This window comes from Exiguobacterium sp. N5, assembly GCF_025842465.1.
Classification (GTDB): Bacteria; Bacillota; Bacilli; order Exiguobacteriales; family Exiguobacteriaceae; genus Exiguobacterium; species Exiguobacterium profundum.
Genome location: NZ_JAPAEP010000003.1, coordinates 134,669 through 151,449 on the forward strand (window position 1 = coordinate 134,669; position 16,781 = coordinate 151,449).

A 16,781-nucleotide genomic window follows, 5' to 3' on the forward strand; every position below is an offset into this window, starting at 1 on the left:
TGATCCTGCTTTTTTTACTTAGTCGGTTTCGGTATGATGACGCCTTCTTCTAAATCAAGCAACAAGTCAATCAGTTCCGCGCAGAACTCTGGGAACTGCTCCAAAAAGGCACCGGGACCGACTTCATCTGTAAAGTCGATATACAGATCGGCGACATTCCCAGACATCTTCGCAGGTAAGGCGAGAAACGCCGAACCGAAACGCCAACTGCCTCGGATATCGAGTAGCTTCCCGAGAATGAGGTCGCCGGTCTCACGTTCTTCTGGTAACTGAACAGCGTATGTCTCTTTTGACTCCCAGTCTTTCAACTGACCGTCTTCTGTGACTTCAAAGATGCTACAACGCGGGACAGCTAGTCCACGGAGTGCGTGATAGAGGGCAGGGGACATGTCGCTCTTATGGTCGGCCAAGTAGCGACCATGGGGTGTCATCCCATCCTCATCCGTCTCAAAGAAGACGGCCCAATCGATGAAGAGGTCACGGAAGAGTTCGGCATCTTTTAAGTGCCATGTCCCTTCCGATGCAATCTCTTGAATATAGTTCGTCCACTGTGTGCTTCGCGCAAGAGCCGCTTGCTCATACAACTTTTTCAGTTCGGCAAGCAATTCGGACTCTTCGACGAGCAAAGGGAAGGGAATTACTTTCCGGTCTTTTTTCATCGGCGCGGTCCTCGCTTGTTCGCAGGACGTTTGACGACAGGAGGCTTCTCCTCAATCCGTTTCTCAATCACGTCACCGCGATAGATTTCGAGCTCTTTCAACTCGACACCGAGTTGACGCGCGAACGATTTCAAGTGCGGCAGGTCATCCGTCGTCACGAGGGAAAGGACAGTGCCTCCCGCGTTTCCGCGAGCGGTACGGCCGGAACGGTGAATGAAGTCATCGATTGATTCCGGTAAGTCGAAATGGACGACGTGTGTCACGTCTTCAATATCGAGACCGCGTGCAGCGAGACCGGTCGTGATGAGGAGCGGGTATTCGCCTTTGCGGAATTCGCGTAGCGTCTCGACGCGTTCGCGCTTCCCTTTCAAGCTGTCGAGCATCCGGTAGTTCACTTTCAACTTTTCAAGTTCTCCGCGAAGCGGTGGCAAGAACGAGCGGTTGTTGATGAAGGCGAGTGCCTTCACACCGTCGACGTGTGAAAGACGACGAAGAAGTTCCGGTTTATACCGGCGCGTCGTCAACAGATAGCCGTACGTCACTTGATCGCTTACGGCACGTTCGATTTTGATATGAGCCGGTTCGTTCATGAATGGTGACGCCCACTCTTGGAGTGAGTCGGTGAGTGTTGCCGAGACGAGTGCAAGCTGACGATCGTGCGCGGTATGCTTGATGATTCGTTCTGCGGCCTCTGTCAAACCGCTGTCGATGATTTGGTCGGCCTCATCTAAAATGACGGTATGTGTTTCGTGGAGCTTCAGTTTTTTCTTGTCGATCAACTCGACGAGACGACCCGGCGTCCCAACGATCAAGTGAGGTTTTTTCTTGATTCGGTCGATTTGACGTTTCAATTCGACACCGCCGATGAACGAACCGATGCGGACGTCGCCTTTTTCGGTGAAACGTTGTGCGACTTGTTGAATCTGCATGACAAGTTCACGGGTCGGGGCGACGACAACGACTTGGATGCGGTCATTCGACGGATCAATCTTTTCAATGGCTGGAAGGAGGTAGGCGAGTGTCTTACCCGTTCCGGTTGGTGCCTCGATTGTCACGTCTTTTCCATCTAATAGTAGGGGAAACGCTTCTTTTTGGACCGGCATCGGCTCATTGAAGCCCATCCGTTCCCACGTTTCGTTAATAAAAGGTTTTGTAAAATTCATATTCGGTCTCCTTATCTTTAGGCAAAAACAAAGGAAGCGACAGCGCTCCCTCGTCAAATATAGCGAACATGCTCCTGACCATCTTCCATGGAAGAACGTAACGTCTGTGTATACGTCTGACCGTCTTCGATGAGTTGGATGTGGGCGTCTGCACCTTCTGCTGTCAATTCAACTTTCTCAATCGTGAATCCTTGATAAACGCGATACTGTAACTCGGCCGTCATGTTCTCGAACGGTTTCAGTTCCGGATGTGTCGTAATGACATGGATTGGACGCGACAAAAGTGCGGCGAGTAGCTGGTCGCGATAATCAATAAAATCTTCGTTCTCGATGTCATCGTCGAAGCGGATCCAAAACCCTCCGTCTTCAAATTCTGTGATAAATCCGTCACGCTTTTCGCCGGCCTCATCGACCTTTAATGAGATGCGATCGCCAACCTGAAAGGCGTGATTTGCTGTTAATGGTTCATACGTCATGAGTAGAACCCCTTCCTCTTATACAATGTTCTGCCTTCATTGTGTCTGATACGACACAAAAATTCAAGTTCTAACCGAGTGATGTGAGATTAATCACCTTAAAAACTGTATAGTTCGTCACAGAACAATCAAATTAGTACAGATGATAGGTAAACCTTATCTAATTAGGGATCATCTGTTTCAAACTATATAAACTAGCAGATATAACAGTTTGTAAAACGCTTTCAAAAACGGCTATTTCATCACGTTCATAAGATTGTTACAAGTTTCACAAGAATGTAAAACATATTGTTCACGTTTTCACGTACACTCACAGTATAGATAACACGCAGTTACTTTCGAGAATGAGGAGTGAATCAACATGGCAACCGAAATCAAATCCGCATGGTCAGGTTTTGTCCCTGGTCAGTGGACGAATGAAGTAAATGTCAGTGAGTTTATCCGTTTGAACCGTCATGAGTACACAGGAGACGATGCGTTTTTAGCAGGTCCGACCGAAGCGACAAACGTTCTTTGGAATCGTGTGATGGAACTAACAAAAGAAGAGCGTGAACGTGGAGGCGTCTGGGACGTCGATCAACACACACCATCGACCATCGTATCGCATGGACCAGGTTACTTAAACAAAGAGTTAGAGAAAGTCGTTGGCGTTCAGACGGATGAACCGTTCAAACGTTCGATTCACCCGAATGGCGGCATTCGTATGGTCGATGCGGCACTCGAATCATATGGTTTCGAGCCAGACGAAGAAATCACAAAAATTTACTCAGAGATTCGTAAAACACATAACCAAGGTGTCTTCGATGCCTATACGCCTGAAATGCGGGCCGCTCGTAAATCAGGGATCATCACGGGGCTTCCAGATGCTTACGGTCGTGGACGCATCATCGGTGACTATCGTCGCGTCGCTCTCTATGGAATTGACTTCTTGATGGCAGAACGCAAAAAGGATTTAGCGAAACGCGGCGGGTTCTTATCTGAGTCTGACATCCGCGATCGGGAAGAACTGAATGAACAACTTCGTGCCCTCCAAGAACTTAAACAACTCGGAGCTGCATATGGATTTGACCTCGGTCGTCCTGCGGAAAATACGCAAGAAGCATATCAATGGGTATACTTGGCGTATCTTGCTGCCATCAAAGAACAAAACGGTGCCGCGATGTCACTCGGTCGCGTCTCGACCTTCCTTGACGTGTACGCTGAACGTGACCTTGAAACGGGTCGCTTAACAGAATCAGACGTCCAAGAAATCGTTGACCACTTCATCATGAAACTTCGAATCGTCAAATTCTTACGGACACCGGACTACAATGAATTATTCTCAGGTGACCCGACTTGGGTGACAGAATCAATCGGTGGGATGAGTCAAGACGGTCGCTCGAACGTCACGAAGAGTTCATTCCGGTTCTTGCATTCACTCACGAACCTCGGACCAGCTCCAGAACCAAACTTGACGGTCCTTTGGTCGACGAAACTTCCAGAAGGATTCAAACAATACTGTGCGAAAATGTCGATTGAAACTTCGGCTATTCAATATGAGAACGATGACTTGATGATGCCACAATTCGGTGATGACTACGGCATCGCATGTTGTGTGTCACCGATGAAGATCGGGAAACAAATGCAGTTCTTCGGTGCGCGTGCCAACATGGCGAAGGCTCTCCTTTATAGCATGAACGGCGGTCGTGACGAGAAGAGCGGTGCTCAAATCGCTCCAGTTTGGGAAATGAACACAGAAGACGTGCTTACGTACGAAAAAGTATATGCCGACTTTGACCGGACGCTCGACTGGTTGGCAGAGCTATACGTGAATACGCTCAACGTCATTCACTTCATGCACGATAAATATGCGTATGAACGAATCGAAATGGCGCTTCACGATCCTGAAATCTTACGGACGATGGCTTGTGGGATCGCGGGTCTCTCGGTAACGGCGGATAGTCTTTCAGCAATCAAATACGCAAACGTCAAACCGATCCGTAATGAAGAAGGAATCATCGTCGACTTCGAAACAGAAGGGGACTTCCCGAAATTCGGAAACAATGATGACCGTGTCGATGCAATCGCCGTCGAACTCGTCGAATCATTCATGGAGAAAGTACGGAAACATAAAACATATCGTGACGCACTTCATACGCAATCGGTCCTCACGATCACATCGAACGTCGTCTACGGTAAGAAAACAGGAAATACGCCAGACGGTCGTCGTGCGGGTGAACCATTCGCTCCAGGTGCCAACCCAATGCATGGACGGGATACAAAAGGTGCGGCTGCATCGCTCTCATCTGTTGCGAAACTTCCATTTGAACACGCACAAGACGGAATCTCTTACACGTTCTCAATCGTACCGAAAGCACTCGGAAAAGAAGAAATCGCACGCGAACTCAACTTGGCGGCGCTTCTCGATGGGTACATGAGCGGAGAGCACAAAGGACATCACTTGAACGTTAACGTCTTCAACCGCGAGACGCTTCTCGACGCAATGGAACATCCAGAAGAATATCCACAACTCACAATCCGTGTATCAGGATATGCGGTCAACTTCATCAAGTTGACACGTGAGCAACAGATCGACGTCATCAACCGTACGTTCCACGGTTCGTTGTAAATAAAGGCTTAGCGGCCTTCTACGGAGGGCCGCTCATTCGTTAGGAGGTCATTTCGATGACAATGGGATATGTACATTCGGTCGAATCATTTGGAACAGTTGACGGCCCTGGTATTCGCTTTATCGTCTTTTTACAAGGTTGTGCGTTACGTTGCCTCTATTGCCATAATGCAGATACGTGGGATTTCAAAAAGAATAATCACCGCTCGGCTGAAGACGTCATTCAAGAGGCGCTCAGCTACCGTCCGTTCATGGACGCATCGAAAGGCGGCATCACGATTTCTGGTGGCGACCCACTCGCGCAACCTGAATTTTTAGAGGCGCTGCTGCGTGAAGCGAAAAAGCATGGGCTTCATACGACACTTGATACGTCTGGTGCGCTCCGACCTCCTAATTTGGATGCGATTTTAGATCACACCGATCTTGTCTTGCTCGATATCAAGCATATCGACGACGACATGTGTAAAAAGCTAACGGGACGTAGCAATGCCAACACGCTCGCGCTTGCCGAACACCTTTCCGAGCGCGGAACGAAAATGTGGATTCGCCACGTCCTTGTACCTGGATGGACGCTCGAAGAAGGTGCGCTTCGTCGCACGGCCGCGTTCATTCAAAAGCTAGACCATGTCGAGAAAGTCGAGATTTTGCCTTATCATGAGATGGGCGTCTACAAATGGGAGGCGCTCGGACTCGATTATCCGCTTAAAGGCACGAAGCCCCCGACATCCGATGAAGTCGAATGGGCAGAAGGGATTTTGCAGGGAACCGTATAAAAAAGCAAGCGCAGGCCGATGTGGTCTGCGCTTGCTTTACGTTACACTCGCTTTTTCTTCTTTTCTAGGACGCGGGCATGTTCTGCCTGTTTTTTCTCCATATAGAGAAGCTCTCGCTCAAGTTTGACGTAGCTCGCATAGCGTTTCGCATCTAGCGTACCGCTCGTGAGTGCCTCTTGGACGGCACAGCCCGGTTCTTTCTGATGTGAGCAGTCGCGGAAGCGGCATGTCTCGGCAAGTGCTTCGATATCGCGAAACGTCTCATCGAGGTGCTCGCTTCCTTCCCATAGTCCGAATTCTCGCATCCCTGGTGTATCGATGACGTATAAGTCGTCGATTCTGAACAGTTCGCGGTGTGTCGTCGTATGTTTTCCGCGCTCGTCCTGCGCCCGGACGGCTTGTGTGACGGCAAGTGTCTCGTGGGCGAGGGCGTTCGTCAGCGTAGATTTTCCGACGCCGGACGAACCGACGAAGGCGATTGTGCTCTCACTCGGCAATGCGTGACGAAGTTCAGCCACACCTTTTCCCGTTACAGCACTGACGGGGAATACTTGAATTCCAGGTGCGTTCACTTGAATGTCTTCGAGCAATGTGTCGACGGAGTCGACTTGATCGGTCTTTGTCAAGACGATGATTGGGATTGCCCCGGTGTCCCAAGCGGCTAGCGTATAGCGTTCTAGGCGACGAATGTTGAAGTCGTGTCCACACGCCATCGTAATCAAGACGTAGTCGACGTTCGCGCAGATCAGTTGTTCACGTGTCTCGTTGCCGGCGGCCGCTCGTGAAAGAACGGTCCGACGCTCAAGGAGATGGTGAATCGTACCTTGACCATGCTCGCGAACTTGAATCGTGACATAATCGCCGATGACCGGGTAATCCCGTTCGCTCGTCGCGGCATGTCGAAATTTTCCGGAAACCCCGCACATATAGGCGTTTTCTCCGATTGATACCGTATAAAGATGTTGGAACTGTGCCGTGACACGTCCCGTTTCAGTTTGTTGATTCAAAAAGAATCCTCCTTTTAGTGATGGAGGACGACAGCCCTCCGATTTGCTGACATTTGGTTACGTGCATGCATCATGTTGCTCATAAAACATCATCCTTTCGTTGTTCGATAGCATTAGTGTACCACAGTTATTGGAAACGGTACCATCTCAGTCTAAAGACCGAGGTGAAACAAGCCTTCCGCTCGTCGACCTATGTCAAATAACGTATTATGATAAGAGTGTACTTAACAAGGAGGGATGACAGATGAATCACCAAGTGAAAAAGGTGTTGTTCATCGTGGCCGCGATCGCTCTAGTGCTCGTGTTGATCGGTTCTTTACCGAATATGATTTTATTCGGATTAGGAGCGCTCTTGACGCTTTGGGCTGGAGTCCGTTTTCAGGCTGTGACACACATCGGTGCTAAAGTTGGTTTCGGGATCCTTGCTGTCATTGGGATTGGGACGATGCTCTCAAACATTTGGGCGCTCGTCGGAATCATTGTCGCGTGGTTGTTGTTTAAAGGGTATATGATGTATACAAGTGAAAAACGCGACCCGGATGTCGAGATTTTAAATGCAGACGGAACGCGTGCCGGCCGGAGCAGCTTCCAGCAGTTTGATCAAGTGTGGCAAAAATTTGTTAATCGTCGTTGAGATTTCATAAGGAGGATTCACCATGAAGACACCGTTTGATCAGTTTCGTGAATTAGCGAATGAATTGACGAAAGAAATTTCGAAAGAAGTGAAGAAGTATCAGGATAAAGAGATGCCACGTTCAAGTGGAGAAGCGGAATTGAACCGTCATATCCGTGGAGCGGAGAAGGAAGCGTTGTCGGTTGAACGACTCGTGGAACGTCAACGTACATTGCTTGCAGAACTTGCTGAAAAACGTGATGATGCCAAGAAGATGGCAGATAAACGATATGAGCAAACAGAACTGGCGAAACAAGCCGGGGAAGAAAAGTTGGCAGAACGTGCGGCACTCGAATCCAAACATTACGGGGAACAGTACCGTTACTTTGAAGGATTGATTGACGAAGGTGAGCGCGAGTTAGATACATTAGAGCGTCGTGCGCTCGAGATGAAACTCAAACTCGATGAGATGCAGAATAAACGTTATGAGTTTGCGATGCGCGAAAACCTAGACTTGTTAAAAGGGGCACTCGACCAAATCTTTGGTCAAAATACGTCTCAGTCGCATCCATTCACTGAGGAAGAAAAGAAAGAACAACCTGCCGAAGAGAAGCAAGACACGCAGGAAGATGAAGATGATTTTGAAGCAAAATTGAAAGAACTGGAGCGTCGCTTTAAACAAGAGTGAGGCGATGGTTCGGCGATGACCTGAACAAGGTCATCGCTTTCTTTGCTTCATACATATGAACAGAAAGGGGGAATGGACATGGAACGTTGGAACACACGTCAAATCATTGGATTTATGATTATCTTATTTTCAGTCGGACTCTTCATCGATATCGTGACGGGTGGGAATAGCGTCTTATTCAGCATGATCCTCCCGCTGCTTCTCCTCTACATCGGTCGACGGTTCAGTCGTCGGGGGAAGCAGTCTGCTAGCTATATTTTTTACGCAATTGGGGGAATCCTCTTGATTGGCTTGATTTTCTCATCTGCGGCATTCGGATTCGTGCTCTCCGGACTCCTCCTGTTATTCGGCTATCGACTCTATAAGAATCGACCGGTCGAATCGAAAATCCGGACACCCCTTCGTCAAGAACAAGCCTTCTCATTTGGGATGAAGGAATCGGGGCACTATGTGTTACGTGATACGAATGAGTTCTTTTTACTACGGGACGTTGAGATGGATTTGTCACAAGCCATCATTCCGGAAGGAGAGACGTTCTTACTCCTCAATGGACTTGCGGGAGACATTCGAATTCTCATTCCTGCGGGGTATGACTATTCGATTGACGCATCGATCGGGTTCGGTAAAGTGCAGGTCGATGACTCGAACTATTCGCCGGTGTTCAATCGTCGCTTCTATACAGCGTCTGATGATTATGTCCAGGCTACACGAAAAGTCCGGATTCATATCGTGCTCATGAGCGGAAGTGTCGAGGTGATGACGGTATGAAAAAAGATTCTTATCCACGAACGGTCGTCTGGCATCAACTGTTTAGTAGCTTGTTGACGGCTTTCTTGATTACTGTAGCGTTTCTCATAGGTGACTCGACTTCATTGAGCGATTTATTTTCGCGTGAAGAAGGGTTGCCTTTCGGTGTGTCCATTCTAGTGATTGCCGTCTTGATCGGAAGTATCTTTGGCGTCGGTTCGTATTTTTATTTGCGCCGAGACTTTCGGGAAGTCGCCAATGCCCTTTGGAAACTGGAGAACCAAAAAGACATCACCTTCCGCCCGATGTCCCCATACCGAGATACACTCGAACGAATCGTCCGCGTATCGAAACAGCGCCAAGAAATGGTCGAGATGGCGAAGCGAGTCGGTGAGCGTCCGGTCAGTGTGGAAGAGGCGCGGAGTGAGGCCGTCGTCGAAGAAAGACGTCGCGTCGCACGAGAACTTCATGATTCGGTGAGTCAACAGCTCTATGCCATCTCGATGATGACGACAGCGGTCAAACAGACGATGCAGACGAAACCAGAACTCGCGAGTAAACAAATGGAACAAGTCGAGCTCATGGCGCAGACCGCACAGGCAGAGATGCGTTCGTTGCTGTTACAACTTCGGCCGGTCGAACTAGAAGGCATGACACTAAAGACGGGAATTGAACGCTTGTTAGAAGAACTGTCTCGTAAACAATCGACCGAGCTCGTCTGGCGTTTAGAGGAAGTGAAGCTCTCCCGGCACACTGAAAATGAACTGTTTCGGATTGTTCAGGAAGCGATTAGTAACACGTTACGACACGCCAAAGCGACTCGTTTAGAAATCGAGATGCGAACCGTGCAACAGACGGTCATCTTAAAGATTAACGATGACGGAATCGGATTTAATGTGGACGATACACAAGTCGCCTCATATGGATTACAATCGATAAGAGAGCGTACGGCAGAAGTCGGTGGAACGTTGCGATTGGTCAGTGTGCCGAATGTCGGGACACAAATTGAAGTACGTGTGAAACAACAAGTGGAGGGGTAATGATGATTCGAGTTGTATTAATTGATGATCATGAAATGGTTCGGGCGGGCGTATCTGCCTTTTTATCGACACAACCGGACATCGAAGTCGTCGGCGAAGCATCGGACGGAGCAACGGGAGCCGAGCTTGCGATTGCGGAGAAGCCGGACGTTGTCCTTATGGACTTGGTGATGGAGCCCGTTGACGGAGTCGAATCGACGAAACGAATTAAAGCAAGTTGGAAAGAAGCGAAGATTTTGGTCGTGACGAGTTTCTTGGATGATGAGAAAGTGTATCCCGTCATCGAAGCCGGTGCGATGAGCTATGTCCTCAAGACAGCGAATGCAAATGAAATCGCAGATGCGATTCGTCAAACCGCTGCCGGCAATCCGGTCATGGCCGCCCAGGTAACAGGAAAGATGCTCGAACGACTGCGTCATCCGGAAATGACACTTCATGAGAGTCTCACTGCCCGTGAACGAGAAATCTTGCAACTGATGGCGGAAGGCAAGTCGAATCAAGTGATTGCGGACGAATTGTTCATCTCACTCAAAACAGTGAAGACACACGTGTCGAACATCTTGACGAAGCTTGACGTCTATGACCGGACCCAGGCAGTCGTCTATGCGTTCCAACATAACTTGGTCAGTAAAGGATGAACCGTCTCCCTGTGATTGAAACGGAGCGCCTCCGACTGCGACCTCTCCAAATGGAGGACGGTCCGCACGTATTCGCCATCTTTTCAGATGAACACGTGCTACGCCACTACGGAATGGAGCCACATCGGACGTTAGAAGAAACGGAACAGATGCTGACGCATATGCTCGCACAAATCGAAACAGGTGCGATCATCCGTTTTGCCATCGAGCATCGCGAATCAAAAGCGTTAATCGGGACAATCGGGTTTCACAATCGGGCACCGTCGCATCGGCGTGCCGAGATCGGTTATGAACTCAAACCGGAGTATTGGCGTTCGGGTTATGCGACCGAAGCCCTTCACGCGGCGCTTCAGTTTGCCGTGACGTGTGAAATTGAACGGGTCGGTGCCATCGTCTATGTCGAGAATCTTGCATCCCAACGCATGTTGGAGAAGAATGGATTCTTTCAAGAAGGTCGACTACATAACTATATGCGTCAGCGTGGACAATCTCATGATGTGTATGTCTATAGCTATATGACCCATCAGTCAGTCTGAGCACACCGTTTCTACGGTGTGCTTTTTTCGTTTGTAAGAGAAATAAAATGGGAACCAACTAAAAGTGAGTCAATCAAAGGAGGATGATGAGATGAAAGCAGCATATATCGAACAGTATGGCGGGTCGGATGAGTTCAAAGTAGGGAAACTTGAACAACCGGCAATCGGTGCAGATGACGTATTAATTGAAGTTCATGCCGCAAGCGTCAATCCGGTCGATTGGAAGCTCCGTGAAGGATACTTGAAAGAAATGCTCCATTACGAGATGCCGCTCGTTATCGGGTGGGATGTATCGGGTGTCATCAAAGAAGTTGGGGCGAATGTGACCGAATTGAAGGTTGGAGATGAAGTGTTTAGCCGACCAGAAATCGCGCGCCAAGGCACATATGCCGAGTACGTCGCAGTCGATTCCCATCTTGTCGTCAAAAAACCAGCTTCGCTTAGTTTTGAGGAGGCCGCTTCACTGCCGCTCGTCGCGCATACGGCATGGCAAGTCATGTTCGAAGTGATGGATGCCAAACCGGGTGATCGAATCTTCATCGGAGCCGGTTCAGGTGGTGTCGGAACGGTAGCCATCCAGCTCGCGAAAGCACACGGTTTGTATGTCGTCACATCGACAAGCACGCCGAACGTAGATTGGGTCAAAAAACTTGGAGCCGACGAGGTCATCGACTATAAACAACAAGACCCGGCAGATACTGTCCGCGATATTGATTTCGTATTCGATACGATGGGGGGCGACGGGCAGAGCAAACTCTACCAAATGCTTAAAGAGAATGGGATGCTCGTCTCCATCTCCACACCACCAAATGAAGAGGAAGCCAAACAGGCGAAGGTCCGTGCCGAGTACGTCTTCATGCAACCAACGGGGGAGCGTTTGAAAAAAATTGCGGAAGCTGTTGAAAAAGGCGAACTGAAACCTGTGATTGACCGGGTCTTTGATTTAGAAGATACGAAACTTGCTCATGACTATGGAGAAGAAGGGCATGCCAAAGGCAAAATCATCATCAAAGTGAAATAATCAAAAGAGATGGATTTCCGGAACAAATATCGGAAATCCATCTCTTGTTCATTTCATTTGATAGGCTACCTTATGTGGAGGTCAGCCTTTTTTCTGTGCTTGTATTTGTTCATCGATTTCTGATAGGTAGGTCCAACGTTCCATCTTCGCATCGAGTGTTTCTTTCAGTTCTGCAATCGTCGCATACAACTCATTGACTTTACCAAGGTCACTGCCCGCTGATGCAAGCGTCGCTTCCTGCGCTTCAATCTGTTCTTCAAGTGCGGCGATGTCTTCTTCGATCGTGTCCCATTCCTTCTGTTCTTTGAAGGTGAATTTCACGACTTCCGACTTCACGCGTTCCTTTTTCTCTTTAGGTTCTTTCTCTTTCTTCACTTGACGAACCTCTTCTTGACGCATGGCCAAATAGTCACTATATTCTGCGTGATACACCTGGATGACCCCATCTTCGAAAGCGATCAACTGTCCGGCGATCCGGTCTAAGAAATAGCGGTCGTGACTGACGGCGATGACTGTACCTGGGAAGGACTCCAAATAGTCTTCTAAAACAGACAACGTTTCCGTGTCCAAATCGTTCGTCGGTTCATCAAGGAATAAGACGTTCGGTTCATCCATGAGAATTCGAAGCAGGACGAGACGCCGTTTTTCGCCACCAGATAGCTTCGCAATTGGTTTATATTGCGCGTCCGGTGAGAAAAGGAAACGTTCGAGCATTTGCCCCGCCGTGATGACCTCGCCGTCCGGCGTGTGGATGACTTTGGCGATGCGTTCGATCTCATCGATGACCCGTCGTGACTCGTCTTCAAATTCGACTTGTTGTCCGTAGTAGCCTAAATGAACGGTTTCTCCGTGCACAATCGTACCGTTTGTCGGTTCTAGGCGCTTGGCGAGCAAGTTCATGAGCGTTGATTTCCCACTCCCGTTCGGGCCGACGATCCCGTAGCGTTCACGGCGACCGAAAATCCAATTGAACTGCCGAATGAGAAGGGAGTCATCGTATCCGAAAGATAAATCTTCGACTTCGATGACCTTTTTACCAAGTCGGCGAGATCCGACCGAGACGTCGAGCGTCTCGTCTTCCGCTAAGCTCTCTTGATGTTTCAAGTCTTCGACACGTTGAATGCGTGCCTTTTGTTTGGTTGTCCGGGCTTTCGCGCCACGACGCAACCAAGCGAGTTCGCGACGTAATATATTTTGTCGTTTCTGTTCCATCGATTGTGCCCGAGCTTTTCGCTCGGCACGCTTCTCGAGAAAGAGTTCATAGTTCCCGTTATAGAAGTAACTCGTTCCATCCGCAATCTCCAAAATGTGATTCGTGACACGATTCAAGAAATAGCGGTCGTGGGTGATGAGCAGGATCGCTCCCCGGTAATCGGCAAGCATCGTTTCGAGCCATGCGATTGTATCGGCATCCAGTTCGTTCGTCGGCTCATCTAAGAGCAATAAGTCCGCTTCATCGAGTAACGCTGCGGCGAGCGCGACTCGCTTTTGTTGCCCCCCAGACAAGGCGTTCACATCGATTGACACGTCAGGAAGACCGAGCCGGTTTAAAATCGACTTCAGTTTTGCTTCCGTTTCCCAAGCGTCTGCGGCATCGACGGCCTGTTGGGCTTTCATGAAGCGTTCAAGTAACTGCTCACTTGTCGGGTTCGCTTCGAGTGCTTGTCTGGCGCGCTCGAACTGTTTCAACGCTTGAACGGAAGGAGTATCACTTGTGAATAAAGCGTCAAGGATCGTTTGTCCTTCGTCGAATTGAACCGTTTGAGTCAAGTAGCGAATCCGATAATCGTTCGGATGTTGCATCGTGCCTCGATCTGCTGTCTCGGTACCGGCGATGATTTTCATGAACGTCGATTTCCCCGAACCGTTCACGCCGATAATCCCGATACGGTCTCCGGGATGGATTGTCATCGTCACATCATCAAATAAGACTTTGTCGGCAAACTCTTTATGAATGCCTTCAATCATTAATAAACTCATGCGTTCTCTCCTTCAAGCTGTTGACGAATGGCCGCCTCGACCGTTGCTGCGATTTCCTTGTTCGGCAAATCAGCCGGATCAATCGCAGGTAGGAACGTGACATCGACCGTTGCCGGGGTGATTCGATTTTTGGCTTCTAACAATCTATAACTGCCTTGAATCGCGACTGGAACGATTTTCGCACCACTTGAGGTGGCGAGCGTCAAACTTCCGGCTTTAAACTCCTTCATCGGTCCACCTTTTGAGCGTGTGCCTTCTGGGAAGACAATCATTGATTGACCGGATTGAATTGTTTCGACGCCGGAACGAATGGCTTGAATCGATTGACGACGGTCACTCCGGTCGATGAAGATACACCCCATCAATTCCATCCAACGTGGAATAATCGGGAATTTTTGAACCTCGATTTTCGAGATAAACGCTTTCGGTCGTTTCGTGGCGGTCAACATAATCGGGACATCGAAGTTTCCTTGGTGGTTCGACACGTAGACGACGGGTTCATCCGGAATCTGGTCTTGACCGTGGACACGGATGTCTGCACCCGCAATCTTCAGTAGAAACTGTGCCCATTTATAAGCGATATCTTGTACGTAACGGTAACGCTTTGGCGTTTCGATTTTTTTCGCCTTCTGTAAAAACGGGACGGTGATCGGTAATACGGCAAAAAATGAGAAAAACCATACAGCTGTTCGAATCATTCTATTCTCTCCTCTCATGATGACAACAAGAAAGAGTCTTCTTCTCTTGACGAGAATCCGACCCTTCGGCATGAATCCTTATTCCCAAAAGCGAGAATCGCTCTCTTCTTCCTCTTCTTCGAGCTCGAACGTAATGCGTTTATTCACAGGATCGACGACGAAATAGGCGCCGTCTTGCTCGATACTTTTGATTTGCATGGCCTGATCACTTCCGATTTCGAGAGTGAGACGGATTCGGTTGTCATCATCGACAAGCAAAATACCGTCCTCTTTTAACCAAAGCTCCATGACAGGTGAATAACGAAGTAGCCATTCATTCGATAACGGGATTTCATTCATACGGTTATGTGCCTCCTGCGATTATAAATCCATTGTACGATGTCTGTTCCTACATAGGATACCAAATGTGGCGAGGGAAGACGAGCGTTATGTAGAGCGTTTTCGAGTCGTGGAGTGCATTCTGTCGACGACTCGTTTGATCCGTTTCTGGTTCCGTCTTTCTACAAAATACTCATTTGCCTGCATGAAGAGTTGTTTGAAGGAAGAGAGTCCCATCGCAATTAGGACGGCAAATAAAAATGTTCCGATTGGATCTTTGTACAATTCGGTCTGGAACAAAAAAGCAAGTCCTACGATTGATAAAATGGACGTGAGAAAATAAAAAATCATAGCGGAGTCTCCTTTTCTTAAAGGTATGAAAGAAAAAGGCATGGTCTTTTAATCGTATTCGACTTTTTGAAGGGAAATCCTGTTATGTATTGCAAAGAAAAAAACGCCTTCAGTGGGCTGAATGGCGTTTACTCTTGAGTCATGTAAGTCGAGGATGACGATACATTCGTGTCGACACCGTTTGAGAAAATAAAACTGAGAGATGCGAGTAATGCGAAAAAGGCGACAAGCAATCCTTTTGTAAAACGCTTTGCAAAAGAACGAGACTGTATATCAAACATTTATTATCCCCCGATCAATCCTAAATGAAACCTTATCTATACTGGACACTTCCTATATAATAACGTTTTCAAAAAAAGGATACTAGCAGAAAAAAACACGTTCACAAAATTGTCACAAAATTTTAATAAATCATGTAAGTTCTGTAAACAATCATGATTTCAACAGTCTCAAAACACATTCACATTTTCGACACATTTATTCAAAATGTTGAAAGAGAACATGATATGATTAGGAACGTGTGTAGATAGGTATACTGACAGTAATAGCTTAGAAAAGGATGTGGGTGTAATGGCATTGCGCGCAGGAGAAGTAGTAGATTTAGTCGCGGAACGTTCTGCTGATTTTGGAGTATTCATTAGTAACGGCCGCGAAGAGGTGCTCCTTCACCGTAAAGAACAAACAGAAGAAGTGACAATCGGTCAAACGGTTCGTGTCTTCTTATATCATGATTCAGAAGGACGTCTCGCATCAACGATGACGATTCCGACCGTTTCATTTGATGAGTATGAATGGTTTGAAGTGACTGGCGTTCGGTATAACACAGGGGTCTTTGTGAATATCGGAATTCAAAAGGACGTTCTCGTTTCGATGGATGACTTACCGGAGAACCGATCATATTGGCCACAAACGGGCGATCAATTGTGTATTCGATTGAAGTATGACCAAAAAGGACGCTTGCTTGGGGACCCTGCACCATATGCGTTCTTGAACTTGTTGGCACGACCGTCGAAAGAAGAATGGAACAACCAGGACGTGCAGGCCATTGTCGTCAATAAACGCGAAGTGGGCGTCAACGTATGGGTCGAAGGGGAATCACTCGGTTTCTTGCATGAGGCTGAGATGACGCGTTGGCCACGTCTCGGAGAACAGTTGACCGTCCGTGTGACGCAGGTCAAACAAGACGGTACGGTCCTCGTTTCGATGAAGCCACGTGCCTATGAGGCGATTGATGGTGATGCGGCGAGCATCCTCTCGTATATTGAAGAACGTGGTGGCCAAATGCCATACGGTGATAAGACATCACCTGACATCATCGACCGTGAATTCGGGATGAGTAAAGCGGCATTTAAACGAGCGCTTGGAAAACTGTTGAAAGAGAAGCAAGTTGAAAAGCTCGACAACGGCTACAAATTGAAATAAGATAACTCATGTTCGGGTGACATGAAAAAGTTTGAAAATGTAT

The 16,781-nt window shown here is 48.2% G+C and carries 18 protein-coding genes; 10 read left to right on the top strand and 8 right to left on the bottom strand.

Annotated elements, in window-relative coordinates; all coding sequences use genetic code 11:
- Window positions 1–14: 14 nt before the first annotated feature.
- From OKS35_RS13170 to OKS35_RS13180, 3 genes are read right to left on the bottom strand one after another with little or no spacing between them, the layout of a single operon-like run.
- Window positions 15–659 (bottom strand): hypothetical protein, encoded by a 645-nt coding sequence (locus tag OKS35_RS13170; protein ID WP_196431564.1) that lies wholly within the window; start codon window positions 657–659, stop codon window positions 15–17.
- A complete protein-coding gene (locus OKS35_RS13175) occupies window positions 656–1,822 on the bottom strand; it encodes a DEAD/DEAH box helicase (protein ID WP_264093226.1) in 1,167 nt (388 codons plus the stop codon). The genes OKS35_RS13170 and OKS35_RS13175 overlap by 4 nt, the downstream gene beginning before the upstream one ends.
- 53 nt (window positions 1,823–1,875) lie before the next feature.
- Window positions 1,876–2,298 (bottom strand): hypothetical protein, encoded by a 423-nt coding sequence (locus OKS35_RS13180; RefSeq protein ID WP_015880830.1) that lies wholly within the window; start codon window positions 2,296–2,298, stop codon window positions 1,876–1,878.
- A gap of 361 nt (window positions 2,299–2,659) precedes the next feature.
- On the opposite strand from OKS35_RS13180, the gene pflB reads away from it, so the two are divergent.
- Both pflB and pflA read left to right on the top strand, forming a co-directional pair.
- Complete coding sequence (pflB, locus tag OKS35_RS13185; RefSeq protein ID WP_214691484.1) at window positions 2,660–4,906, top strand: formate C-acetyltransferase; 2,247 nt, start codon at window positions 2,660–2,662, stop codon at window positions 4,904–4,906.
- A 56-nt stretch (window positions 4,907–4,962) separates the two neighbouring features.
- Window positions 4,963–5,679 (top strand): pyruvate formate-lyase-activating protein, encoded by a 717-nt coding sequence (pflA, locus tag OKS35_RS13190; RefSeq protein WP_074037738.1) that lies wholly within the window; start codon window positions 4,963–4,965, stop codon window positions 5,677–5,679.
- Between the two features lie 41 nt (window positions 5,680–5,720).
- On the opposite strand, the gene rsgA is transcribed toward pflA, so the two are convergent.
- Complete coding sequence (gene rsgA / locus OKS35_RS13195) at window positions 5,721–6,686, bottom strand: ribosome small subunit-dependent GTPase A (protein WP_074037737.1); 966 nt, start codon at window positions 6,684–6,686, stop codon at window positions 5,721–5,723.
- A 244-nt stretch (window positions 6,687–6,930) separates the two neighbouring features.
- On the opposite strand from rsgA, the gene OKS35_RS13200 reads away from it, so the two are divergent.
- The 7 genes from OKS35_RS13200 to OKS35_RS13230 all read left to right on the top strand — a co-directional run bounded on the left by OKS35_RS13200 (window position 6,931) and on the right by OKS35_RS13230 (window position 11,969).
- Entirely contained in the window at window positions 6,931–7,320 is a 390-nt protein-coding gene (locus tag OKS35_RS13200) for a hypothetical protein (protein ID WP_031421063.1), read from the top strand.
- A 22-nt stretch (window positions 7,321–7,342) separates the two neighbouring features.
- Complete coding sequence (locus OKS35_RS13205; RefSeq protein WP_074037735.1) at window positions 7,343–7,987, top strand: PspA/IM30 family protein; 645 nt, start codon at window positions 7,343–7,345, stop codon at window positions 7,985–7,987.
- Between the two features lie 78 nt (window positions 7,988–8,065).
- Window positions 8,066–8,755 (top strand): cell wall-active antibiotics response protein LiaF, encoded by a 690-nt coding sequence (liaF, locus tag OKS35_RS13210; RefSeq protein ID WP_015880836.1) that lies wholly within the window; start codon window positions 8,066–8,068, stop codon window positions 8,753–8,755.
- A complete protein-coding gene (locus OKS35_RS13215) occupies window positions 8,752–9,774 on the top strand; it encodes a sensor histidine kinase (RefSeq protein ID WP_074037734.1) in 1,023 nt (340 codons plus the stop codon). Before liaF ends, OKS35_RS13215 begins: the two co-directional genes overlap by 4 nt.
- A gap of 2 nt (window positions 9,775–9,776) precedes the next feature.
- Window positions 9,777–10,412 carry a response regulator gene (locus OKS35_RS13220; RefSeq protein ID WP_015880838.1) on the top strand — a complete coding sequence of 212 codons (636 nt, stop codon included), beginning with the start codon at window positions 9,777–9,779 and terminating at the stop codon, window positions 10,410–10,412.
- Between the two features lie 11 nt (window positions 10,413–10,423).
- Window positions 10,424–10,948 (top strand): GNAT family N-acetyltransferase, encoded by a 525-nt coding sequence (locus OKS35_RS13225; RefSeq protein ID WP_236548972.1) that lies wholly within the window; start codon window positions 10,424–10,426, stop codon window positions 10,946–10,948.
- 91 nt (window positions 10,949–11,039) lie between these two features.
- Window positions 11,040–11,969: an NADP-dependent oxidoreductase gene (locus tag OKS35_RS13230; RefSeq protein ID WP_214784796.1), complete on the top strand. Its 930-nt coding sequence runs from the start codon at window positions 11,040–11,042 to the stop codon at window positions 11,967–11,969.
- Window positions 11,970–12,050: 81 nt separating this feature from the next.
- Here the strand turns inward: OKS35_RS13230 and OKS35_RS13235 are convergent, their stop codons facing one another.
- From OKS35_RS13235 to OKS35_RS13250, 4 genes are all read right to left on the bottom strand, one after another.
- On the bottom strand, window positions 12,051–13,949 hold the full coding sequence (locus OKS35_RS13235; protein ID WP_214784798.1) for an ABC-F family ATP-binding cassette domain-containing protein: 1,899 nt from the start codon (window positions 13,947–13,949) through the stop codon (window positions 12,051–12,053).
- Entirely contained in the window at window positions 13,946–14,647 is a 702-nt protein-coding gene (locus tag OKS35_RS13240; protein ID WP_159563566.1) for a lysophospholipid acyltransferase family protein, read from the bottom strand. Before OKS35_RS13240 ends, OKS35_RS13235 begins: the two co-directional genes overlap by 4 nt.
- Window positions 14,648–14,725: 78 nt before the next feature.
- The gene (locus OKS35_RS13245; protein WP_015880843.1) at window positions 14,726–14,986 is read right to left on the bottom strand and encodes a hypothetical protein; all 261 of its coding nucleotides are present in this window, start codon (window positions 14,984–14,986) and stop codon (window positions 14,726–14,728) included.
- Between the two features lie 87 nt (window positions 14,987–15,073).
- Window positions 15,074–15,316, bottom strand: a complete 243-nt coding sequence (locus OKS35_RS13250) for a hypothetical protein (protein WP_074037731.1) — start codon at window positions 15,314–15,316, stop codon at window positions 15,074–15,076.
- Between the two features lie 570 nt (window positions 15,317–15,886).
- Here OKS35_RS13250 and OKS35_RS13255 point away from each other — a divergent pair.
- A complete protein-coding gene (locus tag OKS35_RS13255) occupies window positions 15,887–16,738 on the top strand; it encodes a S1 RNA-binding domain-containing protein (RefSeq protein ID WP_015880845.1) in 852 nt (283 codons plus the stop codon).
- Window positions 16,739–16,781 lie beyond the last annotated feature (43 nt).